This is a genomic window from Sandaracinus amylolyticus (genome assembly GCF_000737325.1).
GTDB classification, from domain to species: Bacteria; Myxococcota_A; Polyangia; order Polyangiales; family Sandaracinaceae; genus Sandaracinus; species Sandaracinus amylolyticus.
The window spans coordinates 1,925,557-1,948,351 of record NZ_CP011125.1; the positions used below are offsets into that span (position 1 = coordinate 1,925,557).

The window sequence follows — 22,795 nt, forward strand, 5'->3', positions numbered from 1 at the left end:
GCGCGCGCACGAAATCGCAAGTGGTCGCGCCCTCCGCGCACTCCCACGCTGCGTCTCGTGATGAGAGCCATCGTGCGAGACGAGTACGGAACGCCCGACGTGATCGCGCTGCGCGAGATCGAGCGGCCGGCGCCGGGCGACGACGAAGTGCTGATCCGCGTGCGCGCGTCGTCGGTGAATCCCGCGGACTGGATCCTATTGACCGGCCGGCCGTACCCGGTGCGCCTGGTCGCGGGGCTGTTTCGCCCGAAGAAGCGTGTCCTGGGGATGGACGTCACGGGCGAAGTGGAGGCGGTCGGCAAGAACGTCACTCGGTTCCGTCCGGGCGACGAGGTGTTCGGAGAGGTCGGGAGCGCGTACGCCGAGCACGTCTGTGCGCACCAGGATCGGATCGCGATCAAGCCGAAGGCCCTGTCGTTCGAGGAGGCCGCGGCCGTGCCGGTCGCGGCGATGACCGCGCTGCAGGGGCTGCGCGACGCTGCGCGCGTACGCGCCGGCCACGCGGTGCTGATCAACGGCGCGTCGGGCGGAGTGGGCACGTTCGCGGTGCAGATCGCGAAGTCGCTCGGCGCCGAGGTCACGGGCGTGTGCAGCGGTCGCAATGCGGAGATGGTGCGCTCGATCGGCGCCGATCACGTCGTGGACTACGCGCGAGAGGACTTCACGCGCACCGCGGCGCGATACGACGCGATCCTCGATCTGGTGGGCAGTCGGTCGATCTCCGACTGCCGCCGTGCGCTGCGCCCGACTGGCACCTACGTCTCGTCGGTCGGTCGACTCGGGTGGTCGCTGAAAGCGCTCTTCGCGTCGGTCGGATCGAGCGGGCGAGCACGGGTGTTGACGTCGAGCCCGAACGCCGCGGATCTCGACGTGCTGCGAAGCTCCATCGACGAACGAACGATCGCTCCGGTGATCGACCAGCGTTATCCGCTGAGCGACGTGGCCGAGGCGCTGCGCCGTCAGGGCGAAGGTCACGCGCGCGGGAAGTCGGTCGTCACGGTGTGAGGCGCTCGACGAAGCGCGCGAGCAGCACCGTGCGGCGGCCGTCGTCGAACCGAACGTCGAGCTTCGGCGGATCTCCGCCGACCTCGTCGACGATCGTGCCCTCGCCGTACTTCGCATGACGCACCCGCGCGCCCGCGTTGCGCGCCGACGAGCACTCGATCGCGATCGTGTCCGCGCCCGCACCACCGAGCAGCTTCGCGAACGCGCGGATCGCGCCGCGACCTTTCGCGATCGCGGCGCGGAGATCGTCGCCGACGTCGAGCACCACGAAGCGCGGCGTCGCACCGTCGCGACCGGCGCGCGGATCTTCGCGATCGAGGCCCTGAGGATCGCGCTCCGAGAGATCGCCCGCGCCGGTCGCGGCCCATCGACCGTCGGCGCGCGCCTCGACGAGGAGGACCTGGGTACCGTCGTGGATCGCGAGGTACACGACGTCGCGCCCGAGCCGGCGCGCGAGCGACGCGATGCGCGGCTCTCGCGCGCCGAGCGCACGCTCGAGCAGGAGCTCGGGCGGCGAGGTCTCCATCACGGTCCAGCCCGGCGCGCCGCGGCGCCACCATCCGACCTGCGTGCGTCCGCCTTGGCTCGCGTAGCGCTCGTCGCCGAGCAGCGCGCAGAGCGCCGAAGCGAGCGCCGATCCGTCCTCGGTCGCGACGTAGAAGGTGCTCGCCGACTCGCCCATGTCGCTCCTCGCGTCGAGGATGCCACGCGGGCTCGCCTCAGAACCACGCGGTCGCGCCGACGGTGATCGTGTTCTGCGACGCGGCGTTCCGCACGAACGGCTCGGTCGTGCCGTTGCCGATCACCTCGCCCGCGAAATACGCGTCACCCGCCGCCTCGTCGTGTCGGTACTCGAGTCGGAGCGAGACGTGATCGTGCGGGTGGACGTCCGCGCCGATCGTCGCCGACGAGACCCACTCGACGGGCCAGAAGATCGGCGATGCCGTCCCGCTCGCGTCGCTCGCGACGCGCTCCCAGAAGAAGTCGCCGCGCGCCGCGAACGAGAGCCACTCGATCACCGACACCCGCACTGCGAGCATGCCCGCCGCATATCCGCTCGTGCCGAACGCGTTGGGCTCGAATCCGCCGGTGGCCTGGCCCTGGAGCGCGAGCCACTCCGTCAGCGCCACCGTGCCGTTCAGATCGAACGTGTGTCGCCACGCGCGCCCTTCGGGCGCTCCGTCGGGGCGCTCGACGCCCGTCGTGTACGAGAACGCGCCGGTGAAGCGCTCGCCGAGATCGAACGTCGCGTGCGCGATCACCGTCTTCTCGTCGTTGTCGTCGAGCACGGTGTTCCAACCGTTCACGAGCCAGAGATTCAGGCCGAGTCCGGGAATCACCTCGTAGGAGATCCGAAATCCCGTGTGATAGAACGGATATCCGAAGAACAGGTTCGTTCGCGAATAGAGCCAGTCGTCCTTGACCGCCATCGACTCCACACCGATCGGGTGGAGAAACAGCCCGGCCTGGACGTTCAGCCCCGTCCCGACGGGGATTCGATATCCGACGAACGCCTGCTGGACGAACTGCCACAGCTCGATGCTCTGGGCGCCGACGCCGCTGCCGAGGCTCGGCCCGGTGGTCTCCGAGAGATAATACGTCGCCGGCGTCGAGCCCCATTGGAGCGTGATCCGGCCATTGACGCCTTCCCAATCCCACTGCGCGTCGAGGACGACGTTCGACAGATTGAAGCTGTTGTGTCGATTGTCGAAGCCGCGGAGATCGGTGATTCCGTTGCTCGGCTCGTTGAAGTTGAACGCGTAATACGCCTCGACCCAGCCGCCGATCGTGAACGGCTCCGGCGAGTCCTCGTCGCGCTCGACCGTCGCCGGCTCGGAGGTCTCCACGGCTGGGCGTGCGGCCGCATCGACCTGCGCCGACGCGAGACACGCGCACAGCAGGGCGGTCGCGAATGCCACGCCCGCGCAGATCCGAGCCATCGCTCACGCATTGCCAGCACGCACCGCGCCGTCGGGCGCGTCGCGGTCAGCGGCGACGCGCGGACGTGGGGCGCTCGATGCCCTCGAGCAGCCGAGCGCGGAGCCACCGGTTGCGCGCATCGGTGTCCGCGTGGCGGTGCCAGTACACGTGCAGCTCGATCGGCGGCAGCGGCAACGGGACCGGCAGGAGCGCGAGCTCGAGCCGCCGCGCGATCGACTGCGCGTGCAGGCGCGGCGCGGTGAGCAGCAGATCCGACCCCGCGACGATCCGACAGGCCGCCTCGTAGCGCTGGCAGCGCGCCACCACGACACGCTCGTGCCCGAGCCGATCGAGCAGCAGATCCTCCATCGACGATCCGCTGCGGCGCGACGAGACCGTGACGTGCCGCGCGGCGAGGTACTTCTTCGCGTCGAGCACACGCCGCCGCCGGCTCACCACGCAGAAGCTGTCGCGCGCGAGGAGCGCGTGCCGGAGCTCGGGGCCCGCTGCGCGGGCGACGTCGACGACGAGATCGAGCCTGCCCGATCCGAGCTCTTGCTCGATGCTCGCGCGATCGAGCCGCACGCACTCGATCGTCGCGTCGGGCGCGTGCGCGCGGACCCGCGCCGCGAGCGCGGGGAGCACCGCGGGCTCGAGCTCGTCGTGCACCGCGAGCGCGACCCGCGCGACATCGCGGGCGGGATCGAAGTCGTGCGGCTCGAGGGCGTGGCGCAGGATCGCGAGCGCTTCGCGCACCGCCGGTGCGAGACGCTCCGCCGCCTCGGTGGGCACGACGCCGCGACCGTGACGCACGAAGAGCTCGTCCCCGAGCTGCGCGCGCAAACGCGCCAGCGCGTGGCTCACCGCGGACTGGCTCACGAAGAGGCGCGACGCCGCGCGCGTCAGGTTCCGCTCGCCGTCGATCGCCTCGAACGTGAGCAGCAGGTTGAGATCGAGGCGTCGGATCGAGCCATGAGCAGCGCTCATGATTCGATATGATCACGTTTCAGTTCCTTCATCCACCGCGCGCGCGCAGGATCCCCGCATGGACTTCACGCCGAGCCCTCGTTCCGTCGAGTACGTCGATCGCGTGCGGCGCTTCGTCGCCGAGCACGTCCAGCCCGTGGAGGCGCGCTACTGGAGCGAGGTGCGCGCCGCGAACCCCGACGGCAACTGGCGCGCGTGGACGATCCATCCGCTCGTCGAGGAGCTCAAGGCGAAGGCGCGGAAGGAAGGGCTCTGGAACCTCTTCATGCCCGACCCGCAGCTCGGCGCGGGCCTGAGCACGCTCGAGTACGCGCCGGTCGCCGAGGAGACCGGCAAGAGCTTCCTCGCGCCTGAGGTCTTCAACTGCAGTGCGCCCGACACCGGCAACATGGAGGTGCTCTGGCGCTACGGCAGCGACGAGCAGAAGCAGCGCTGGCTGCGCCCGCTGCTCGACGGTGAGATCCGCTCCGTGTTCTGCATGACCGAGCCCGACGTCGCGTCGTCGGACGCGACGAACATGCAGGCGACCGCGATCCTCGACGGCGACGAGGTCGTGCTGAACGGCAAGAAGTGGTGGTCGAGCGGGATCGGCGATCCGCGCGCGAAGATCGCGATCTTCATGGCACGCACCCCCGACGCGGGCGCGGATCGCCATCACCAGCACTCGATGGTGCTCGTCCCGCTCGACACGCCGGGCGTCGAGGTGAAGCGCATGCTCCCGGTCTACGGCGCGTACGACGCGCCCCACGGCCACGGCGAGGTGCACTTCACGAACGTGCGGGTGCCGCGCGCGAACGTGATCGCGGGGCTCGGCATGGGCTTCGAGATCGCGCAGGGAAGGCTCGGCCCGGGGCGCATCCACCACTGCATGCGCTGCATCGGCGCGGCGGAGCGCGCGCTCGAGCTCATGATCACGCGCGGCGCGTCGCGCACCGCGTTCGGCAAGCCGCTGATCAACCTCGGCGGCAACCGCGAGCGCGTCGCCGAGGCTCGCATCGCGATCGATCAAGCGCGCCTGCTCACGCTCTACGCCGCGTGGAAGCTCGATCAGGTCGGCGCGCTCGGCGCGATGACGGAGATCTCGGCGATCAAGGTGGTCGCACCGAACGTGCTGCAGAAGGTCGTCGACGACGCGATCCAGATCCACGGCGGCGCGGGCATGTCCGACGACACGCCGCTCACCGGGTTCTTCGCGCAGGCGCGCAGCCTCCGCCTCGCCGACGGCCCCGACGAGGTGCACAAGGGCGTGATCGCGCGGATCGAGCTCATGAAGCGCGGCGTCTCTCGATGAGCGAGCGCGACGAACGACCGGAGCTCGCGGAGCTGCGCGCGCGCCTCCACGCGACGACCGACGAGGCGCGCCCCGACGCGGTCGCGAAGCGGCGCAAGACCGGGCAGCGCACCGCGCGCGAGAACGTCGCGGACCTCGTCGACGAGGGGAGCTTCGTCGAGTACGGCGCGCTCGCGCTCGCAGCGCAGCGTTCGACGCGCACCGTCGACGATCTCGTGCGCGCGAGCCCCGCCGACGGGATCGTGTGCGGCATCGGCACCGTGAACGGCGCGCTCGTCGGCGAAGCGCGCGCGCGCACGATGGTGCTCGCCTACGACTACACGGTGTTCGCGGGCACGCAGGGCCTCGCGTCGCACCGCAAGCTCGATCGCATGCTCGCGCTCGCCGCGCAGCACCGCGTGCCGATCGTGCTCTTCGCGGAGGGCGGCGGCGGGCGCCCCAACGACACCGACACGCACACCGTCGCGGCGCTCGACACGACGAGCTTCCACGCGTTCGCGTCGTTGTCGGGGCTCGTGCCGCGCGTCGGGATCGTCTCGGGGCGCTGCTATGCGGGCAACGCCGCGCTGCTCGGGTGCTGCGACGTGATCGTCGCGACCGACGACAGCAACGTCGGCATGGCGGGCCCGGTGATGATCGAAGCGGGCGGTCTCGGGAAGTTCGCGCCCGAGGAGATCGGCCCCGCCGACGTGCAGACCAAGAACGGCGTGATCGACGTGCGGGTGCGCGACGAGGCCGAGGCGGTCGCGGTCGCGAAGAAGTACCTCTCGTACTTCCAGGGCCCGATCGCGCCCGGGCCGTGCGCGCCCCAAGAGACGCTCCGCGACGCGATGCCCGCGAGCCGGCGTCGCGGCTACAAGGTGCGGCCGATCGTCGAGACCATCGCGGACACGGGCTCGGTGCTCGAGCTGCGTCGCGAGTTCGGGCGCAGCCTCGTCACCGCGCTCGTGCGCATCGAGGGCATCCCGCTCGGCATCGTCGCGAGCGACACCGGGCACCTCGGCGGCGCGATCGACGCCGACGCGGCGGACAAGGCCGCGCGCTTCTTCCAGCTCTGCGACGCGTTCTCGCTGCCGATCGTGTCGCTCGTCGACACGCCGGGGTTCATGGTCGGCCCGCAGGCGGAGCAGACCGCGCTGGTGCGACACGTCTCGCGCATGTTCGTCGCCGCCGCGAGCCTCTCGGTGCCGTACTTCACCGTCGTGCTGCGCCGCGGCTACGGGCTCGGCGCGCAGGCGATGGCGGGTGGGCACTTCCACGCATCGGTCTTCACGGTGTCGTGGCCCACCGGCGAGTTCGGCGGGATGAACCTCGAGGGCGCCGTGCGCATCGGGATGCGCAAGCAGCTCGACGCCATCGAAGATCCCACGCAGCGCGAGCAGACGGCGCAGGCGATGATCGCGGAGGCGCAGCGGCGCGGCAGCGCGATCAACATGGCGTCGCTGCTCGAGCTCGACGCGGTGATCGATCCTGCCGAGACGCGCGCGTGGATCCTCCGCGGCGTGCGAGCCGCACCGCCTCCGCCGCGCGACGGACGGCGCCGGATCGTCGACGCTTGGTGAAGTCCGACGCGAAGCGTCTACCATCCAGATCGTGAGCGGCAGTACGCACGACTGGACCGACACGCATCCGCGCGGCGCGCGCGCTCGCCTGGTTCGTCAGGCGCTCGTGATCACCGTGACGACCATCGGCTCGTTGCTCGCGCTCGCGGCGCTCTCGTACGTGCTCGCGCGCGAGCAGGACGATGTCGTGGGCGAGCTCTCGGACGCGGCCGAGCTGCGCGCGACGCTCGGCACGACGCTGCAGCTCCTCGTCGACGGCGAGACCGCGCAGCGCGGCTATCTGCTCACCGGCAACCCCGAGTTCCTCGCGCCGCTCGAGCATCGTCGCGAGCAGCTCCCGCTCACGCTCGATCGGCTCGCGGCCTCCTGCACGCGAAGGGGCTCGACGCCGAGCGCATCGCGCTCGAGTCCGCGATCGCCGCGCGCACGGCGTTCACCGACGAGACCGTGTCGCGCATGCGTGATCGCGACGTCGACGGCGCGCGCGCGTTGGTGGCGACGGGGGAAGGACGACGGCGCATGGACCGCGTGCGCGGCCTCGTGCACGAGCTCGTCGCGTCGCAGGAAGCGACCGTCGCGTCGCTCCGTCGGCGCGCCGAGCGGACGCGCGATCAGCTCTTCCTCGCGTACGGGATGCTCGTCCTCGTCGCGCTCGCGATCGGCGGGTACGGCGTCGTGCTCGTGCGGCGCGAGCTCCGCGCGCTCGAGGACGCGTCGCGCGCGCTCGCCCACGCCGAGCGAAAGGCGCGCGAGGGCCAGCAGTGGTTCCGGATGATCGCGGAGGGCGCGAGCGATCTCGTCCGCGTCCACGATCGCGACGGCCACATCGAGTACGCGAGCCCGTCCGCGGCGCGGCTGCTCGGCTACGCGCCCGACGAGCTGGTCTCGCGCGATGCGATGACGTTCGTGCACGAGGACGATCGCGCCGCGCTCGTCACCGCGCTGCGCGACGCGCTCGCGCGCGACGATGCACCGCCGCTCCTGCACCGCATGCTGCGCAAGGACGGATCGGTGCGCTGGTTCGAGACGCGTATCCAGCCCGCGCGGGACGAGTCGGGCGCGATCGAGCGGCTCCACACCGTGAGCCGCGACGTGACCGAGCGCGTCGAGCTCGAGGCGAGCCGCTCGCGCGAGACGTCGCAGCTCGTCGAGCTCATGCACCGCGACGAGCTCACCGGGCTCTACAACCGCCGCGGCTTCCACGAGCACGCGGGCGCGCTGCTCGCGCGCGGCCGCGCCGAGGATCGCCCGGTGCTCTTCGTCTTCTGCGACGTGAACGGGCTCAAGGTGATCAACGACGAGCTCGGGCACGAGGCCGGCGACGACGTGATCCGCGATGCCGGCGCGCTGCTGCGTGCGTGCGCGCGAGACACCGACGTCGTCGCGCGCCTCGGCGGCGACGAGCTCGTCGTCGCGGCGATGGTGCGCGACGAGGACGCCGCGGGCGCGTTCGATCGCCGGCTGCGCGAGCTCGTGCGCGCGCACAACGCGCGCGAGGAGCGCCCGTTCCGTGTTTCGCTCAGCGTCGGCTCGGCGCTGTGGCGAGCACGGGACGGCAAGGATCTCGAAGCGATGGTGCAGGAGGCCGACGCAGCGATGTACGCGCAGAAGCGCGCGCGACGCAGCGCGGTGACGACCTCCGGAGAAGCGATCGTCCGGACGCGACCGAAGGCGTGACCCGCGTCAGCGCGCGTAGTAGCGCGTGCCGCGACGCTGGCCCTGCTTGCGCAGCTCGCCCGACGCCACGAGCTTCGCGACGACCGGCTTCAGCTCCGCGCTCGGACGCGCGAGCTTCTCCGCGAGCTGCTCGACGCGGATCCCCGGCGTCGCGCGCACCTGCTCGAGGACCCGCACCGCGTGATCGCCCTTCGCGGAGGACGCACCGGCTTTCGGCGCGACGAGGGTCGCGCGACGCGCGGGCACGCCATTCGATCCGAGCGCGCTCGCGACGCTCTCGACCACGGCCGAGCGAGTGAGGCGCTGCAGATCGAGCGTGAAGCTGCGGATGAGCGTTTCGATGTCCCGTTCCATGCGCCGCATCCTAGTCGCGCGCACGCTCGGTTGCGAATCCGTGCCGCACCCGCGGCGAGTCGTCACACGGCTCGCGTGCTGCAGGGTGCGTCCAGGTGCGCTCGATCAAGAGCTCACGTCGGCCGGCGGCATCACGGCGAACGTCAGCTCGGGGGGCGCACCCGCGACGCGCGCCGCGATCACCTGCTGCATGCGCTCGCGCGCGCGCTCGAGCGCATCGCGGAGCAGGACGTGCCGAGACGCCGGCGCGACGACGACGACGAGCACCGACGTGACGTCGGGGTGCGGCGCGACCTCGAGGAGCAGCGCCTCGTCGAGGCAAGCGTCGCGCTCCATCTCGAGGCGTAGAGCCTCGGCGAGCGCGACCTCGTACTCCGCACATCGCTGCTTCGTGCGCGCGTCGGGATGGAACGCCGCGGCAGCGGGGACTTCGTCCGTTTCGTTCGGGCGCATGCTCTCGAAGATGCTCGTTCCATGCCGCGAGCGCGTGACGCATTCAGTCGATGCCGCGCGAGCACGAGAGTCGAGCGTGCCAATCGGACTGGCACGCTCGACTCCCGTGCTGCGCAATCGAGGATCGATCGAGAGGTCGTCGATCAGAGCCCGCCGCCGGGCTCCCGCTCGACGTCGTACTCCTCGACGTCCTCTTCGTACTCGACGCCGCCGCTCGGCTTCTCGACCTCGACCTCTTCTTCCTCTTCGCCCATGCCCATGCCGGTGCCCCGGCGATCCTCGCAGCCGGCGAGCAGCGGCAGCGCGAGCGTGATCGCGAGCACCCACCAGTAGTTCTTCATGACGTTCCGCTCTCCCTCGCCGCACGTCGTGTCGCGGCGCGCGCCCGAGGACTGCGACGCGCGTGCCGCGGCTCGTCGCGCCTGCGAGCGCGCGGAGGGCTCGCGCGCGTGCGTCGTCGCGAGGGGTCTGCTGCCACGATCGCGCCTCGCGGCCGAGGCGCACGGCGTCACGCGGGGCGCTCGACGCGTCCGTCGGCGTGCCGCGCGAATCGGCCCTGCTCGCGCGCGTGCACGGGATCCCGACGGCCCCACGGCCAACCACCGAAGCGCGTGCGCTGGTAGTCGTCGATCGCTTGTCGGATCTCGTCGCGCGTGTTCATCACGAACGGGCCGTACTTCACGACCGGCTCGCCGATCGGACGCCCTTGGAGGAGCAGCAGCTCGCTGCGCTCGGGGCCGTTCTCGATCGTCGTCGCGAGCTCGGCGCGCAGCTCGATGCGGTGGCCGCGCTCGACCTCGCGATCGTCGATCCGCAGCGTGCTGCCCTCGAAGAAGTACGCGTCGCGGTTCGATCCGCGTCGCGCGGCGGGCAGCGTCCACGTCGCGTGCGGCGCGAGCTCGATGGTCCAGATCGCGACGTCGGATCCCTCGCGTGACGCCCACGAGCTCGGCGGAGGCGAGGGCGGGCGTGCGCTGCCGAGCGTGCCTGCGACGACCGTGACGCGCGTCTCGCGTCCTTGCTCGTCACGCGCCACGTGCCGCGGGATGCGATCGCCCCAGAGCATCGAGAAATGCGGCGCCGTCATCTTGTCGGCGCTCGGCAGGTTCAGCCAGATCTGGAAGAGCTCGAGCGGGTTCGGCCCTTCGCGCTCGAGCAGCGGGAACATCTCCGCGTGCTCGATGCCGCGGCCCGCGGTGAGCCACTGCACGTCGCCCGCGCCGTAGCGCGCGGTGGCGCCCATCGAGTCCGAGTGATCGAGCAGCCCCTCGCGCACGACGGTCACCGTCTCGAACCCGCGGTGCGGGTGCTCGGGGAACCCCGGCACCACGTCACCGTGGTACATGCGCCAGCCGTCGACGCCCTCGAAGTCGCTGCCGATGTCGTGCCCCGCGAGCGACGCGTCGGGCCCGAGCCGCTCGTTGCCGGCGGGATAACGATCGTCGTGGTGCGCGCAGAAGAGGAACGGATCGCGCGTCTCCCAGAGCGCGCCGAGCGGCGTCGCCGACACGAACGCGCTCTCGCGCGGCGCCGCGCCGCGGCTCGCTCGATGCGTCGCGCCGCCCGACGCGGGGGCGCATCCCGTCGCAGCCGCCGCGCTCGCGGCGGCGATCACCTTCAGCACGTCACGTCGCGTCGAACGGCTCTCGCTCATGAGAGCTCCAGGTTGCGCCGAGCGCGCACGCATCACAACGCCGCCGTGCGCAACGCTGCGTTCCGCTCACGGGCCGCTGCGCGCCCGCAGCGCGAGCGCGAGCACCAGCGCGACCGCCGCCGCGATCGCGCCCGCGAGGAACGGCGCGGACGGCGCGAGCCGCGCGAACAGCATCCCGCTCCACACCGGGCCCACGGTGCGCGCGAGACCTCCGCTCGACTGCGCGAGCCCGAGCACCGCGCCGCGCGCCTCCGCCGGGGCGAGCCGCGCTGCGAGCGCGCCGAGCGCAGGGTTCGTCATCCCGAGCCCGAGCCCGATCGCGAGCACGCCCGCGAGCAGCACGACGGGAATCGCGCCGAGCGCGACCGTCGCGAGCCCACCGCCCAGCAACGCCGCGCCGAGCGCGAGCAGGAGCGCGTCACCGAGCGCGCGCGAGAGCCGCCCGATCAAGAAGAGCTGCGTCACGAGCGTCGCGAGCCCGAGCAGCGCGAACACGTGCCCGACGTCGGTCGCGTCCCACGAGAAGCGCGCGCCGACGAGCAGCGGCAGCGCGACCTGCACGTTCGTCATCCCGAGGAACACGAGGAAGTAGAGCGCGAGCACGCGCGGCACGCCGGGACGCCCCACCGACGCGCGCGCTCGAGCGAGCACTCCCTCGTGCGATGCGGGCACGTCGCGCTGCACGTGCGTCTCGGGCATCAGCACGAGCACCAGCGCGAGATCGACCGCCGCGAGCGCGCCTGCGACGAGCGGCGGCACCCACGCGCCGTGCTCGCTGAGCACGCCTCCGAGCACCGGCCCGAGCACCATGCCGAGCCCGATGCCTGCGCCGACGACGCCCATCGCGCGCGCTCGATCGCGCTCCGGCGTGACGTCCGCGACCGCCGCCTGGCACGCGCTCAGGTTGCCCGCGGTCGCGCCCGCGAGGATGCGCGACGCGAAGAGCAGCGGGAGCATCTCGCGCGACGCCGCGAGCGCGAACACGACCATCGAGAGCGCGTTCCCGAGCAGGCTCACCGCGATCACCCGCCGCCGTCCGACGCGATCCGAGAGACGCCCGAGCACAGGCGTCGCGAGCAGCTGCGTGAGCGAGAACGCGCCGAGCAGCGTGCCCACCGTCTGCGCGTCGCCGCCCATCGAGCGCACGTAGAGCGGCAGCAGCGGGATCACGATCCCGAACCCGATCATGTCGAGGAACACGGTGAGCAGGACGAGCCTGACCACACGTCGCGCCCTGGGGTCGGGCGGGCTCGAGCTCGCGACGGCGCGTCGTGCTCCATCGTCCACTGCGTCGCGTCTCCTCCGACCGAGCACGATCGCACCGAACGCACCGAGCCGCCGCCGGGATCTCGTGACGCGGTGCGTCGTGCGCTCGCGCGCTTGCGCCCCGTCGCGAGGGGTCCCAGATGCGGAGTCACCGTGAGCCGCACGCCGCCGCCGACGGTGCTGATCGTCGACGACTTCGCCGACGCACGCGCCTTGCTGCGCACCCTGCTCGAGGCGCGCGGCTATCACACGGTCGAGGCGAGCGACGGCCAGGAGGCGATCGCGCTCGCGCGCGACGTGCGCCCGCGCGTCGTGCTGCTCGATTTAGGCCTGCCGGTGCTGTCGGGTTGGGAGGTCGCGCGCGTGCTGCGCGAGGATCCCGCGACGAGCCACGCGTGCATCGTCGCGTGCACCGCGTACTCGCGCCCGAGCGAGCTCGAGCACGCGCGCGAGGCGGGCTGTGCGCACGTCCTCACGAAGCCGATCGACTTCGACGCGCTGCTCGAGCTGCTCGCGTCGATCGCGTGATCAGCAGCGATCGCGTGATCAGCAGCGATCGCGTGATCAGCAGCGACAGAAGCGCGACGCGAGATCGACCAGCGCGGCCGGCGCGACCGGCTTGCGCACGACCTCGAGCACGCCGTCGACCTCGCGCGCGTGCTGGTCGGCGGTGACGAACACCACGGGCACGTGCGCGAGGCGCGGCTCCTCGCGCAGCGCCGCGACGACGCCGTAGCCGTCCATCCGCGGCATCATCACGTCGAGGAGCACGACGCACGGCGGGACCGGCGCATTGCGCAGCACGTCGAGCGCGCGCGCGCCGTCGGATGCCTCGAGCACCTCGAAGCCCGCGTCGGTGAGCACCATCGCGACCAGCTCGCGGACGTCGTCGTTGTCCTCGACGACGAGAACGCTCATCGATCCACCACGCGCGCGGCGCGACGACCGCGCAGCGCCTCGAGCCGCTGCGGGAGCTCGACGAGATCGACCGGCTTCGCGAGCAGCATGTCGAAGAGCCCGTCCGACTGGTGTCGCTGCAGCTCCGGCACGTCACCGGAGAGCGCGACGAGCGCGACTCCGTCGAGCGAGGGCTCGTTGCGCACGAGCTTCGCGAGCTCGATCCCGCTCATCGTCCCCATGCGCAGATCGGTCATCACGACGTCGGGCGCCGACTGCGCGATCGCGGCCCACGCAGCGGCCCCGGACGAGAACCCGTGCGCGACGAGGCCGCGGAGCTCGAGGACCTCGCAGATCATCTCGAGCGAGTCCGCGTGATCTTCGATCACGACGATCGTCATGGGAGAGGACGTCATCGGTGGATCTCCATCCTGAGGCGGATCGGGCACGAGGCCAAGCGACGTCGCGCTCGCGCGTGCCCTTCGCGTCCGACCGGGGACGTGGTGGTGCCCGGATGCGCGGCCGCGGCCTGCGGCGTCGATCGGCACGCTCGTCGCGCGAGCCCTCGTGCGCGCCGTCGTCGGCGCGCTCGTCGCCGCATCGCGCGAGGAGCGCGAGCAGAGCCCATCGGAGCCGAAGGGTGCGACCGAGCATGGCTGACGACGCGAGAGAGGCACGGCGCGGACTCCCCATCTCGACACGTGGGTCGCCGAACGCAAGTCACAGCTCGCGCGTCGCCGTTCACGCATGCGTCTTGCTCGACACGTGGCCGCGAGGAGGTCGGCGATGGAGCGGGATCCGGCGAGCGTGGTGAGCGCGATCCTGAAGGGCGCGATCGCGGGCGCGATCGGTGTCTGGGTGTTGGATCGCGTCTCGACGGCGCTCTACGAGCGCGAGGGCGAGGCCGAGCGCGAGCGAGAAGCGCACGCACGGCCCGGCGGGCTCGATCCCACGCGCAACGTCGTGACGCGCGTCGCCGCCGCGCGCGGGATGACGCTGACGGGCGACGCGCTCGATCGTCCCGCGCTCGGGGTCCACTACGCGCTCGGCGTCGTGCCCGGCGCGCTCTACGCGCTCGCGCGCGGCGGTCGTGGTGTCTCGCCGCTCGCGGGCGCGGCGCTCGGGCTCGCGCTCTTCGTCGTGAACGACGAGGTGCTGAACACCGCGATGCGCCTGGCGGGACCGCCGCGCGCCTATCCGTGGCAGGCGCACGCGCGCGGGCTCGTCGCGCACCTCGCGTACGGCATCGCGACCGACGCCGCGCTCGGCCTCGCGCAGCGCCTGAGCGCGCCGTGCGTCGAGGCGCGCGTCGCGCCGATGCCCGACGTCTCCGAGGAGCGTCCCGACCTCACGCCGGACATGGCGATCCCGCCCGCGCCGCTCGCGTCTTGAGCGGCCGTTTGCGGTGGCGGCGCGCTTCGTCTACTACTTCGGCCCCGCAAAACCCGGAATCGAAGCAGACATGTCGAAGCTCAGCGACTTCCTCAGCACCAACAAGATCGACTCGCGCCGCGTGGTGCTCGCCTCGAAGGACATCGAGCAGCGCACCGCCGAGGACCGGAAGCTCGTCGCCACCAAGAAGGCGATGAAGGACGGCAAGGCGGAGAAGGACGAGGCGGTCCTGAAGCAGAAGCCCCGCTCGGGCCGTCCGGTGACGGGCGCCGCGATGACGAAGGCCCTCGGTGGCCAGACCGTCAGCGGTCCGGTGAAGACGCGCATCGTGAAGGCCGTGAACGCGGTCCTCACGCAGAAGAAGAAGCCCGAGATCACGCTCCGCGATCTGTTCTGATCGCCTCCTCGATCGGCGCCGACGCGATCTCCACGTGGGATCGCGGTGCCGATCCGCGGATCCGCCAGGGACGGAATCTCGTTCGTCGTTGACCCTGCGCGCTGGCGTTGTTTACGCTTCGCGAGGTCGCTCACGGTGCTCCGGGCTCGTCGTCGCGGTGCCGTCCAGCGCGGCATGCCGCGTTCTGGACGCGATGGCGGGCCCGGCGTGAAGGCACAGCCGTGCCGGAGCACGCGGGCGACAGGGCAGGGAGGTCCATGAGAGGAACGGTCCGGCGCTCCGACGATCGGAGCGCGCACGAGGTCCGACATCCCGAGGGTCGAGGACGGAACGACCGGCGCGTCCGACGAGCGCTGCGCGCGTTTCCGGTGATGCTCGCGATCCTCGGCATTCCTGCCGTCGGCCTCGCGGTCGACGTGCGCGGCACGCTCACGGTGCCCTCCGACCTCGCGTCGCAGACCACGCCCGTCGAGACCGACGCCCAGCGTGCGCGCGCGAGGTACTGGGAGGAGTGGAACGGCGTGCTCGACCCGCGCCCGACGCGCCTCGACGTGGCGCGCGAGATCGCGGTCGTGCTGACCGGGCCAGGCGCGCCCTCCGAGGGAGAGCAGCCGCCGTATCGCGTGCACAACGGCACGCTCACGCCGGCGACGCTCGTCGTGCGCGCCGGCACCGCGATCCAGATCCGGAACGACGACGGAGTCGCGTACGAGCTCTTCGCGGAAGGGCTCTCGGACTTCGGCGCGATCCAGACGGCGCCCGGCAACGCACGCCCGGTGACGGTCCCGCAGCCCGGCAACTGGCCGGTGCGCGATCGCGTGCACCCGCACATCCGCGGGCACCTGCACGCGATCCCGGATCTCGTCGCGCGCGGCTTCGTCGAGCCGAACGGTGCGTACACGTTCCGCGGCGTCGCTGCGGGCACGTACCAGCTGCACGTCTTCCAGGGCGCGCGCGAGCTCCACACGCAGGAGATCGTCGTGCCCGAGAGCGGTCAGCTCACGGTGCCCGCGATCCCGCTGTCGTCTTCTCCGCCGCCGCCGTCTGCGCCGCAGCCGTCTTCCGCGCCGCAGGGCGCGGCCGCGCCCTGATGCGAGCCTCCGAGCCCTGCTGCCCTGGCGCTGACCAGGTCGAGGTCACCCGATGATCCTTTCCCGTGTCTGGTACCTGCTCCTCGCGATCGCGGCGGTCATGGGCCTCGCGTTCGCGATGGTCTCGGTGCGGCTCCTCGACGAGCGCAGCGAAGAGGCGGTGCGCGACGCGCTCCGCCGCGATCGCTTCGAGCTCGAGGCGATCCTCAAGCTCGACGCGCGCTCGCGCATCGACGCGATGGCCCCGCTCGCGGCGCACGGCGACGTGCGGAGCGCGCTGCGCGAGGCGACGGGTCGCCGCGAGGGACAGGACATCGACGCGGCAGTCGTGCAGCGGCTGACCACGCGCCTCACCGAGCTCAACCGGCAGCTCGAGGGCATGGCGGGCGATCTCGTGATCGCGACCGACGCGAACGGGATCATCGTCGGGCAGCTCGGCGGGCCGACGGTGCCGCGCGGCGCGGGCGTCGGCGGCTTCCCGCTCGTGCGGCGCGCGCTCGACGGCTACGTGCGCGACGACGTCTGGATCTTCAACGGCGAGGTCTACCGGATGGCGGCTCGCCCGGTGATCGACGGCGGCCAGTACGTCGGCGCGATCATCCACGGCAAGCGCATCGACGCGCAGTTCGCGCAGCTGCTCGCGGGGCCGAACCGGATCGCGGGCGCGAGCGTCGGGTTCTTCCGCGGGCCCGAGGTGTTCGCGAGCGCGATGGCGGGGCAGGAGCTGCTGCCGCCGGGCACGAGCGCGCCGCGCCAGGACGACATCGCCGCGCCGCTCGAGACGGTGATCGCGCAGCTCGCGGAGGGTGATCGCAGCGAGCCGACGGAGCTGCCGACCGGCGGGCTCGCGGTCTACTCGTTCGTCGTCGGCAGCGCCGGCCAGGCGCAGGTCGGCTACGCGATCGCGCGGCCCGTGCCGACGACCGGCTCGCCGCTCGCGATCTTCTCGCTGCCGTCGTCGCAGGACTGGACCGAGTTCCTCGGGAGCGGGCTCGGCATGGGCGTGATCGCGCTCGGCCTGCTCGCGTTCCTGATCGGGCTGCTCTTCGTGTGGCTGGAGCACGATCGCCCGCTCGGGAAGTTCCGCGACGCGACGGCGCGCCTCGCGAAGCGCGAGGTCGACAAGCTGATCCCGGTGGAGTTCGCGGGCCAGCTGCGCACGGCGGCGGCGCACGTGAACGAGACGATCGAGAAGATCGAGGCGACCGCGGCGACCGCGCCGAAGCGTCGCGCAGCGGACCTCGACGAGATCCTCGGGCCGGTGCCGGAGCAGTCGTCGCCCGCGTTCTTCGGGTTCGCGGGTGGCGGTGGTGGAGGCGAGGCGGCGGAGATCCCGCCCGCGCCGCCCGCCGCGCCGGAGCCGGCGAAGCCGATCGCGCCTCCGTCGCCCAAGGAAGAAGCCAAGCCGGCGGCGCCTCCGCCGCCCAAGCCGCCGGTGCCCGCGGCCGGCCCGAAGCCTCCGCCGCCCAAGCCGCCGGGCTCGGCGCAGGCGGTCACGCCGGCACCGGCTCCGTCGCTGGGCAGCACGCTGCTCGGCATGCCTGCGGAGCCGGTGGCCGCGGGCAGCGGCCCGGTGCAGGCGCCGCGCAAGGTCGAGGCGCCGCTGCCTGCGCTCGGCCCCGAGGAGCCGGACGACGAGGACGGCGCGACGATGGTCGCGCGCGTGCCCCAGGAGCTGCTCGCGAAGGCGGCCGGCGGCGGCGACAGCGACGCCGAGCAGGAGGCGCACTTCAAGGAAGTGTTCGAGCAGTTCGTCGCGACGAAGAAGGAGTGCGGCGAGCCCACCGCCGGGCTCACCTACGACAAGTTCGTCGTCACGCTGCGCAAGAACCGCGACCAGATCCTCAAGCGCCACGACGCCGCGAAGGTGCGCTTCACCGTCTACGTGAAGGACGGCAAGGCCGCGCTGAAGGCCACGCCCATCCGCGACTGACGGAGTCCGGGTCGGGGTCCGGGGCCGGACCCGGGCGGGGGCGGGAGCGGATCCGGTTCGGGAGCGGGACCGGGTCGGGGAGTGGGACCGGCTCGCGGACCGGGCGCGGCGGTCTCGGCCCCCGGCCGCCGCTCGAGATCGCAAGCGGGTTGGGGCCCGCGCGCAGCTCGGGGGTGCGGGGGGCGGCGCACCGGCCATCGTTCTCCCGCGGCCCGCCGCTCGAGTCGCAAGCGGGTGGGGACCCGCGCGCAGCTCGGGGGTGCGGGGGGCGGCGCACCGGCCATCGTGCTCGCCACGCGGCCCGCCGCTCGAGATCGCAAGCGGGTTGGGGACCCGCGCGCAGCTCGGGGGCACGGGGGGCGCGCAGCCCCCCGGAAAAACAGCCGCGTCCGTACCATCCAGCCGTCGGTCTCGAAAGAACCCCTGAAGCCTCTTAGGTGGGCGCCGGTATCGACCGCTTCAGGCTCCCCGGTGACGTTTGCCGGGTCTGCTCACCACGATCGAGAGTGGCTCCCGAGGATCAAAGGTCGTACGGGATTCTTATCGTTTGACCTTGCTCGAACCAGACAGAGGGACGCGTGAGCCAAGACTGAACGTGCGTCCCAGGTGGGTCAAGCGCGATCACCCCGAACGCTTCTGCGTGCCGCGCCCGATCCACGGCACGTCCGCGATCGACGCGCGATGGTTCGCCAGCCGCGCCAGCACGAAGAGCAGATCGCTCAGCCGGTTCAGGTAGCGGATCACCTCGGGCCGCACCGTCGCGCCGCTCTCCATCAGCGCCACCACGCGCCGCTCCGCGCGCCGGCACACCGTGCGCCCCAGGTGCAGGTGCGCCGCGAGCTTCGAGCCCCCCGGCAGCACGAACGTGCGCAGCGGCGCCAGCTCGCCCTCCGCGTGGTCGATCGCGTGCTCCATCGCGACCACGTCGTCCTCGTCGACCAGCGGGATCCCGAGGTCCTTGCCGCGCTCGTTCGCGAGCTCCGCCCCGAGGTCGAAAAGCCGGCTCTGGATCGACGCGATCAGCTCGTCGAAGCGCCCGCCGATCGCGCCCTCCGCGCGCACGATCCCGAGCACGCTGTTCAGCTCGTCGACGTCGCCGTACGCCTCGACGCGCGGGCACGCCTTCGACACCCGATCGCCCCCGAAGAGCCCGGTCTGCCCGGCGTCGCCGGTCTTCGTATAGATCTTCACGGCTCGCTCCCCTCGCGGATCAGCCGCGTGCCCTCCGCGAGACGCCGCCCCGCGAGGAACTCCGCCGCGCCCAGCTTCTTGCGGCCCTCGAGCTGCAGCTCGAGCAGCGCGAGCCGCCCGGTGCCGCACGCGATCTCGATCCCGTTCCCGCCCGCCGCCACGATCGCGCCCGGCGCGCCGTGCACGCCCTCGCGCTCGAGCACGCGCGTGCGGTGCAGCTTCACCCGCACCGGCGCGCGCCCCGGCTCGACCAACATCGCGCTCGCGCCCGGCCACGGGTGCATCCCGCGCGCGCGATCGTGCACCTGCTGCGCGCTCCACCCGAGGTCGACGAAGCCGTCTTCCTTCGTGAGAAGCCGCGCGAGCGTCACACCCGACGGGTCCTGCGCCTCCGCGCGCAGCTCGCCCGCCAGCCACCGCGGCAGCGCCGCGCGCACCAGCTCCGCGCCCATCGCGCTCAGCCGCGGGCCCAGCTCACCCGCCGTCTCGTCCGCCCCGATCGGCGTGGCCGCGCGCGCGAACACCGGACCGGTGTCGAGCCCCTCGTCCATCTCCATCAGGCACACGCCGCTTTCGGCGTCGCCCTCCGCGACGGCCCACTGGATCGGCGCCGCCCCTCGCCATCTCGGCAGCAGAGACGCGTGCACGTTCACGCACCCACGCCGCGGCGCCTCGAGCAGGCCCTTCGGCAGGATGCGCCCATATGCGACCACCAGCGCCACTTCGACGTCGAGCGCCTTCAGCTCCGCCGCCAGCTCCGGCGGCTTCACCTTCGTCGGCTGCATCACCGGGATGCCGCGCTCGATTGCGCGCTGCTTCACCGGTGGGGCCTGCTCCGCGAGCCCGCGTCCCGCCGGGCGATCCGGCTGCGAGATCACGCGCACGACGTCGGCGACGTCGCACAGCGCATCGAGGCAGGGCACGGCGAACTGCGGCGTCCCGAAGAAGAGCGCGCGCGGCCGCGTCATCACTCGGCCGCGTCGGCGGCGCGCTTCATCATCTGCCGGTGGACCATCCGCTTCTTGAGCATGCCGAGATGGTCGACCATCAGCTTGCCCTCGAGGTGGTCGTTCTCGTGCTGGACCGCCACCGCGAGCAGCCCGTCCGCCTCGAGCTCGAAGACCTGCCCGTTGCGGTCCTGCGCGCGCACCTTCACGCGCTCGGCGCGGTCGATCTCCTCGTGCACGCCGGGGAACGAGAGGCAGCCCTCCTCCCAGACGACCTCCCCGTTTCGCTCGAGGATCTCGGGGTTCACGAACACCCGGAGATCGCTCGGCTCGTCGTCGCCGGTCGCGACGTCGATGATGAACACCCGCAGCGCCACACCGATCTGCGTCGCCGCGAGGCCCACGCCGGGGGCCGCGTACATCGTCTCGGCCATGTCGTCCACGAGCGTCTGCAGCTCGGGCCCGAAGTCGGTCACACGCTCGCCCGGGATGCGGAGGCGCTTGTCGGGGTAGTGGAGAATCGTGCGGATCGCCATCGCGTGGGCCTCGGGGCTTCTTGGCCGAAGGGACGGAAGGGTTTAGTGCTCGCCCACCGTGGTCGCAAGACGCTCGGTGTGCGACAGGGCGCGGGCGTAGGCCTCGCGCCACCGCGGATCGGACAGGACGCGGTACGCCTCCTCCAGGCTCTCGAGGGCGCCGCGGCGCAGCGCCTCGAGCGACGAGAGGTCGAGATCCTCGAGCGCCAGCGCGAGCAGCTGGTCGCGCCGCGCCGTGTGCGCGCGGTCGAGATCGCGCGCCGTCGCGTCGTGCGCGACCCCGAGGATCGTGAAGTAGTCGGCGTCCTCCGCGGTGCGCGCCGCCTCCTCGATCAGGCGTCGCGCCAGGCGGCGGTGCTCGTCGCGCGCGACGTCGAGCTCGAGCGCCGGCTGCGCCACCAGCGCGCCCGCCGCGACCAGCGCGCACACCACGCCGTGCAGCCCGGGCTCGTCGGGCGCCGCCGCCACCAGCCGCTCCGGCGACGCCCCCTCGTGCTGCGCCAGCAGCTCGGCCAGCTCGGGCGCGATCAGCCCCTCGATCGCCAGCGCGTCGAAGCGCGGCCCCCGCCGCAGCGTCACCAGCCCGCCGAGCACCGCGCGCGCCCGCGACGCGTCGAGCCCGCGCCGCGCCGCATCGAGCAGCGCCAGCCGCAGCGGCGCGCCCAGCGGAGACGGCGCCGGCGGCGGCAGCTCGTTCGGCTCGAGCCGCGTCAGCACGAACGATCCGCGCTCGAGCGCCACGACCGCGCGCAGCCGCTCGAGGTGCGCCTCGCGCATCGCGCGCGCCCGCTCGAAGCGCGTGATCGCGCCGCGCTCCTGCGCGTCGTCGAGCGCTCGCACCGCGCTCGCCTCGTCGTCCGCGAGCCCCACGCCCGCGCCTCGCCGTCGCAGGATCGCCGCCGCCCCGCGCGCGACCGGCGTCTCGATGCGCGCCACCTCGCCCGCGACGAGCGTCATCGCGAGCGCCTCGCCGCTCGACGGCGTGATCGTCACCTGCGCGTCGAGCCGCAGCTCCGCGATCCGCAGCAACAGCCGCAGCGCGCCTCCGTCGCCCAGCGCGCCTCGCCGCCCGCCCTCGGGCGTCGCGCGTCCGAGCACCGAGTCCTCCGCCGGCCACTCGCGCTCCGGCATCATCGGCGCCATCGAGCTGACGCGCCGCGAGTGCACGCCGGTGCCCGGTGGCTCCGACGCGCGCGGCGGCACCGTCGGCTCGCGGCGCGGCGGCGGGCGCTTCGACAGGCTCGTCGGCGTCCCCGGCGCAGTCTTGGGCGGCGGCGCGTCCTCGCCGTCCGGCACCGGCGGCGGCTCGCTCGCGCTCGGCGCGCGCGGCGGCGGCGGTAGCTCCGCGATCAGCCCCGACGCGCTCGGCAGCACCGGCCCGCCCACGAACGTGAACGCGTCGATCGGATCGTCGTCCGACTGCTGCGTCGCGACCGGCGGGGCCGTGAAGTCGTCGCCCTCGAGCAGGTGCGCCGGCACCAGCTCGATCGCGGGCTCGTCGCCGCCCGGCAGCGACAGATCGACCGGCGGGCGTCCCGGGAACACCCGGCGATCCGCCGCCTCGAGCAGCAGCCGCAGCCGCTCCGAGATCGCCGCCGTCGGCCCGCGGATCACGCCGGCGGACGAGCCGTCTCCGGTCGTCCCGCCCGACGACGTCGAGCCCGACGACGACGACGGCGTGCGCTCCTGGCGCCACGGCGTCATCGGGATCATCGGCGCCACGCTCGCGAGCGCCGGCAGCTCGTCGTCGTCGCGGCCGACCTCGCGCGCGTCGAGGTCGCGCGGGTAGATGCTCTCGCCGGTGCGCGCCTCGAGCTCGAGCGTGCGCTCGCCGCGCGCCCGGTGCTGCGACGTGTCGCTTCCCGGCTCCTCCGGCGGCGCGAGCACGCGCGAGAGCGTGTCCACCAGCGCGCCCAGCGCGATCGGCCGCAGCAGCACCGCCTGCGCCCCGAAGCCCGCGCCGCCTTCACCACGATGCGCGGTGCCGAGCGGCGTCCCGAGCAACACCACCGGCGTGTCCGGCGAGACTCCGTCGTCGCGCAGCGCGCGCAGCGTCTCGAGCGCGCTCGGCGCGTCGCCCGCGAGCACCAGCGCGTCGGCCTGCGTGCGCGGCACCTCCGGCATCGCGCGCAGCGCGACGTCGAAGCCCGCGGCGCGCAGGCCGGCTGCGAGCGCCTCGCCGTCGGGGCCGGGATCCACGAGATCGATGCGCGAGGGCATCCGCCCGTGAATCTACCTCGGC

At 72.8% G+C, this 22,795-nt stretch carries 23 protein-coding genes, 1 other RNA gene and 2 pseudogenes; 10 read left to right on the forward strand and 16 right to left on the reverse strand.

Annotated elements, in window-relative coordinates:
• The first annotated feature begins 72 nt into the window (after positions 1–72).
• The gene (locus DB32_RS08065; RefSeq protein WP_240481179.1) at positions 73–1,005 is read left to right on the forward strand and encodes an NAD(P)-dependent alcohol dehydrogenase; all 933 of its coding nucleotides are present in this window, start codon (positions 73–75) and stop codon (positions 1,003–1,005) included.
• On the opposite strand, the gene DB32_RS08070 is transcribed toward DB32_RS08065, so the two are convergent.
• The 3 genes from DB32_RS08070 to DB32_RS08080 are packed head-to-tail and all read right to left on the reverse strand — an operon-like array spanning position 995 to position 3,912.
• The gene (locus tag DB32_RS08070) at positions 995–1,687 is read right to left on the reverse strand and encodes a hypothetical protein (protein ID WP_053231836.1); all 693 of its coding nucleotides are present in this window, start codon (positions 1,685–1,687) and stop codon (positions 995–997) included. The two genes, DB32_RS08065 and DB32_RS08070, sit on opposite strands and share 11 nt — an antisense overlap.
• 37 nt (positions 1,688–1,724) lie before the next feature.
• Positions 1,725–2,945, reverse strand: coding sequence for an outer membrane beta-barrel protein (locus DB32_RS08075; RefSeq protein WP_053231837.1), 1,221 nt, complete (start codon positions 2,943–2,945; stop codon positions 1,725–1,727).
• 46 nt (positions 2,946–2,991) lie between these two features.
• Complete coding sequence (locus tag DB32_RS08080; protein ID WP_053231838.1) at positions 2,992–3,912, reverse strand: LysR family transcriptional regulator; 921 nt, start codon at positions 3,910–3,912, stop codon at positions 2,992–2,994.
• A gap of 58 nt (positions 3,913–3,970) precedes the next feature.
• Between DB32_RS08080 and DB32_RS08085 the strand changes: the two genes are divergently transcribed.
• Together DB32_RS08085 and DB32_RS08090 are read left to right on the forward strand one after the other, a co-directional pair.
• On the forward strand, positions 3,971–5,203 hold the full coding sequence (locus DB32_RS08085; protein WP_053231839.1) for an acyl-CoA dehydrogenase family protein: 1,233 nt from the start codon (positions 3,971–3,973) through the stop codon (positions 5,201–5,203).
• Positions 5,204–5,217: 14 nt separating this feature from the next.
• Positions 5,218–6,765, forward strand: a pseudogene (locus DB32_RS08090) (acyl-CoA carboxylase subunit beta); the annotation flags it as partial.
• Positions 6,766–6,861: 96 nt separating this feature from the next.
• Here the strand turns inward: DB32_RS08090 and DB32_RS48015 are convergent.
• On the reverse strand, positions 6,862–6,999 hold the full coding sequence (locus DB32_RS48015) for a hypothetical protein (RefSeq protein WP_169791269.1): 138 nt from the start codon (positions 6,997–6,999) through the stop codon (positions 6,862–6,864).
• Here DB32_RS48015 and DB32_RS50230 point away from each other — a divergent pair.
• Both DB32_RS50230 and DB32_RS50145 read left to right on the forward strand, forming a co-directional pair.
• A pseudogene (locus tag DB32_RS50230) lies at positions 6,953–7,069 on the forward strand (CHASE3 domain-containing protein); the annotation flags it as partial. The gene DB32_RS48015 and the pseudogene DB32_RS50230 overlap by 47 nt on opposite strands.
• Positions 7,070–7,161: 92 nt before the next feature.
• Positions 7,162–8,442: a GGDEF domain-containing protein gene (locus DB32_RS50145; RefSeq protein WP_420820937.1), complete on the forward strand. Its 1,281-nt coding sequence runs from the start codon at positions 7,162–7,164 to the stop codon at positions 8,440–8,442.
• A gap of 6 nt (positions 8,443–8,448) precedes the next feature.
• Here DB32_RS50145 and DB32_RS08100 read toward each other — a convergent pair whose 3' ends face one another.
• From DB32_RS08100 to DB32_RS08120, 5 genes are all read right to left on the reverse strand, one after another.
• Entirely contained in the window at positions 8,449–8,796 is a 348-nt protein-coding gene (locus DB32_RS08100) for a hypothetical protein (RefSeq protein WP_053231842.1), read from the reverse strand.
• Positions 8,797–8,901: 105 nt separating this feature from the next.
• Positions 8,902–9,249, reverse strand: a complete 348-nt coding sequence (locus DB32_RS08105; RefSeq protein WP_053231843.1) for a hypothetical protein — start codon at positions 9,247–9,249, stop codon at positions 8,902–8,904.
• Between the two features lie 143 nt (positions 9,250–9,392).
• Complete coding sequence (locus tag DB32_RS46505) at positions 9,393–9,590, reverse strand: hypothetical protein (RefSeq protein ID WP_157068838.1); 198 nt, start codon at positions 9,588–9,590, stop codon at positions 9,393–9,395.
• 167 nt (positions 9,591–9,757) lie between these two features.
• The gene (locus tag DB32_RS08115; protein WP_083457239.1) at positions 9,758–10,903 is read right to left on the reverse strand and encodes a pirin family protein; all 1,146 of its coding nucleotides are present in this window, start codon (positions 10,901–10,903) and stop codon (positions 9,758–9,760) included.
• A gap of 66 nt (positions 10,904–10,969) precedes the next feature.
• Positions 10,970–12,127 carry an MFS transporter gene (locus tag DB32_RS08120; protein ID WP_240481180.1) on the reverse strand — a complete coding sequence of 386 codons (1,158 nt, stop codon included), beginning with the start codon at positions 12,125–12,127 and terminating at the stop codon, positions 10,970–10,972.
• A gap of 195 nt (positions 12,128–12,322) precedes the next feature.
• Between DB32_RS08120 and DB32_RS48020 the strand changes: the two genes are divergently transcribed.
• Complete coding sequence (locus DB32_RS48020) at positions 12,323–12,697, forward strand: response regulator (protein ID WP_053231845.1); 375 nt, start codon at positions 12,323–12,325, stop codon at positions 12,695–12,697.
• A 36-nt stretch (positions 12,698–12,733) separates the two neighbouring features.
• Here DB32_RS48020 and DB32_RS08130 read toward each other — a convergent pair whose 3' ends face one another.
• Both DB32_RS08130 and DB32_RS46510 read right to left on the reverse strand, forming a co-directional pair.
• Positions 12,734–13,087 carry a response regulator gene (locus DB32_RS08130; RefSeq protein WP_053231846.1) on the reverse strand — a complete coding sequence of 118 codons (354 nt, stop codon included), beginning with the start codon at positions 13,085–13,087 and terminating at the stop codon, positions 12,734–12,736.
• Positions 13,084–13,482 carry a response regulator gene (locus DB32_RS46510; protein ID WP_157068839.1) on the reverse strand — a complete coding sequence of 133 codons (399 nt, stop codon included), beginning with the start codon at positions 13,480–13,482 and terminating at the stop codon, positions 13,084–13,086. The genes DB32_RS08130 and DB32_RS46510 overlap by 4 nt, the downstream gene beginning before the upstream one ends.
• Positions 13,483–13,852: 370 nt before the next feature.
• On the opposite strand from DB32_RS46510, the gene DB32_RS08140 reads away from it, so the two are divergent.
• The 4 genes from DB32_RS08140 to DB32_RS08155 all read left to right on the forward strand — a co-directional run bounded on the left by DB32_RS08140 (position 13,853) and on the right by DB32_RS08155 (position 17,879).
• Positions 13,853–14,458 carry a hypothetical protein gene (locus DB32_RS08140; RefSeq protein ID WP_053231848.1) on the forward strand — a complete coding sequence of 202 codons (606 nt, stop codon included), beginning with the start codon at positions 13,853–13,855 and terminating at the stop codon, positions 14,456–14,458.
• Positions 14,459–14,471: 13 nt separating this feature from the next.
• A complete protein-coding gene (locus DB32_RS08145) occupies positions 14,472–14,855 on the forward strand; it encodes a hypothetical protein (protein ID WP_157068840.1) in 384 nt (127 codons plus the stop codon).
• Positions 14,856–15,226: 371 nt separating this feature from the next.
• Positions 15,227–15,946, forward strand: coding sequence for a cupredoxin domain-containing protein (locus DB32_RS08150; RefSeq protein ID WP_157068841.1), 720 nt, complete (start codon positions 15,227–15,229; stop codon positions 15,944–15,946).
• Positions 15,947–15,998: 52 nt separating this feature from the next.
• Positions 15,999–17,879: an MXAN_5187 family protein gene (locus tag DB32_RS08155; RefSeq protein ID WP_053231851.1), complete on the forward strand. Its 1,881-nt coding sequence runs from the start codon at positions 15,999–16,001 to the stop codon at positions 17,877–17,879.
• Between the two features lie 387 nt (positions 17,880–18,266).
• Here the strand turns inward: DB32_RS08155 and ssrS are convergent.
• The 5 genes from ssrS to DB32_RS08175 all read right to left on the reverse strand — a co-directional run bounded on the left by ssrS (position 18,267) and on the right by DB32_RS08175 (position 22,773).
• Positions 18,267–18,455, reverse strand: a non-coding RNA gene (gene ssrS, locus DB32_RS44110) — 6S RNA.
• Positions 18,456–18,500: 45 nt separating this feature from the next.
• Positions 18,501–19,070 (reverse strand): cob(I)yrinic acid a,c-diamide adenosyltransferase, encoded by a 570-nt coding sequence (locus DB32_RS08160; protein WP_053231852.1) that lies wholly within the window; start codon positions 19,068–19,070, stop codon positions 18,501–18,503.
• The gene (fmt, locus tag DB32_RS08165) at positions 19,067–20,038 is read right to left on the reverse strand and encodes a methionyl-tRNA formyltransferase (protein ID WP_053231853.1); all 972 of its coding nucleotides are present in this window, start codon (positions 20,036–20,038) and stop codon (positions 19,067–19,069) included. The genes DB32_RS08160 and fmt overlap by 4 nt, the downstream gene beginning before the upstream one ends.
• Positions 20,038–20,553, reverse strand: a complete 516-nt coding sequence (def, locus tag DB32_RS08170; RefSeq protein ID WP_053231854.1) for a peptide deformylase — start codon at positions 20,551–20,553, stop codon at positions 20,038–20,040. The genes fmt and def overlap by 1 nt, the downstream gene beginning before the upstream one ends.
• Before the next feature lie 42 nt (positions 20,554–20,595).
• Positions 20,596–22,773, reverse strand: a complete 2,178-nt coding sequence (locus DB32_RS08175; RefSeq protein WP_053231855.1) for a hypothetical protein — start codon at positions 22,771–22,773, stop codon at positions 20,596–20,598.
• Between the last annotated feature and the right edge of the window lie 22 nt (positions 22,774–22,795).

Coding starts and splice junctions, on each gene's coding strand:
- DB32_RS08070 (WP_053231836.1), bottom strand. CDS start 1,687: ATGGGCGAGTCGGCGAGCACCTTCTACGTCGCGACCGAGGACGGATCG.
- DB32_RS08075 (WP_053231837.1), bottom strand. CDS start 2,945: ATGGCTCGGATCTGCGCGGGCGTGGCATTCGCGACCGCCCTGCTGTGC.
- DB32_RS08080 (WP_053231838.1), bottom strand. CDS start 3,912: ATGAGCGCTGCTCATGGCTCGATCCGACGCCTCGATCTCAACCTGCTG.
- DB32_RS08085 (WP_053231839.1), top strand. CDS start 3,971: ATGGACTTCACGCCGAGCCCTCGTTCCGTCGAGTACGTCGATCGCGTG.
- DB32_RS08100 (WP_053231842.1), bottom strand. CDS start 8,796: ATGGAACGGGACATCGAAACGCTCATCCGCAGCTTCACGCTCGATCTG.
- DB32_RS08105 (WP_053231843.1), bottom strand. CDS start 9,249: ATGCGCCCGAACGAAACGGACGAAGTCCCCGCTGCCGCGGCGTTCCAT.
- DB32_RS46505 (WP_157068838.1), bottom strand. CDS start 9,590: ATGAAGAACTACTGGTGGGTGCTCGCGATCACGCTCGCGCTGCCGCTG.
- DB32_RS08115 (WP_083457239.1), bottom strand. CDS start 10,903: ATGAGCGAGAGCCGTTCGACGCGACGTGACGTGCTGAAGGTGATCGCC.
- DB32_RS08130 (WP_053231846.1), bottom strand. CDS start 13,087: ATGAGCGTTCTCGTCGTCGAGGACAACGACGACGTCCGCGAGCTGGTC.
- DB32_RS46510 (WP_157068839.1), bottom strand. CDS start 13,482: ATGACGTCCTCTCCCATGACGATCGTCGTGATCGAAGATCACGCGGAC.
- DB32_RS08140 (WP_053231848.1), top strand. CDS start 13,853: ATGGAGCGGGATCCGGCGAGCGTGGTGAGCGCGATCCTGAAGGGCGCG.
- DB32_RS08150 (WP_157068841.1), top strand. CDS start 15,227: ATGCTCGCGATCCTCGGCATTCCTGCCGTCGGCCTCGCGGTCGACGTG.
- DB32_RS08155 (WP_053231851.1), top strand. CDS start 15,999: ATGATCCTTTCCCGTGTCTGGTACCTGCTCCTCGCGATCGCGGCGGTC.
- fmt (WP_053231853.1), bottom strand. CDS start 20,038: ATGACGCGGCCGCGCGCGCTCTTCTTCGGGACGCCGCAGTTCGCCGTG.
- def (WP_053231854.1), bottom strand. CDS start 20,553: ATGGCGATCCGCACGATTCTCCACTACCCCGACAAGCGCCTCCGCATC.
- DB32_RS08175 (WP_053231855.1), bottom strand. CDS start 22,773: ATGCCCTCGCGCATCGATCTCGTGGATCCCGGCCCCGACGGCGAGGCG.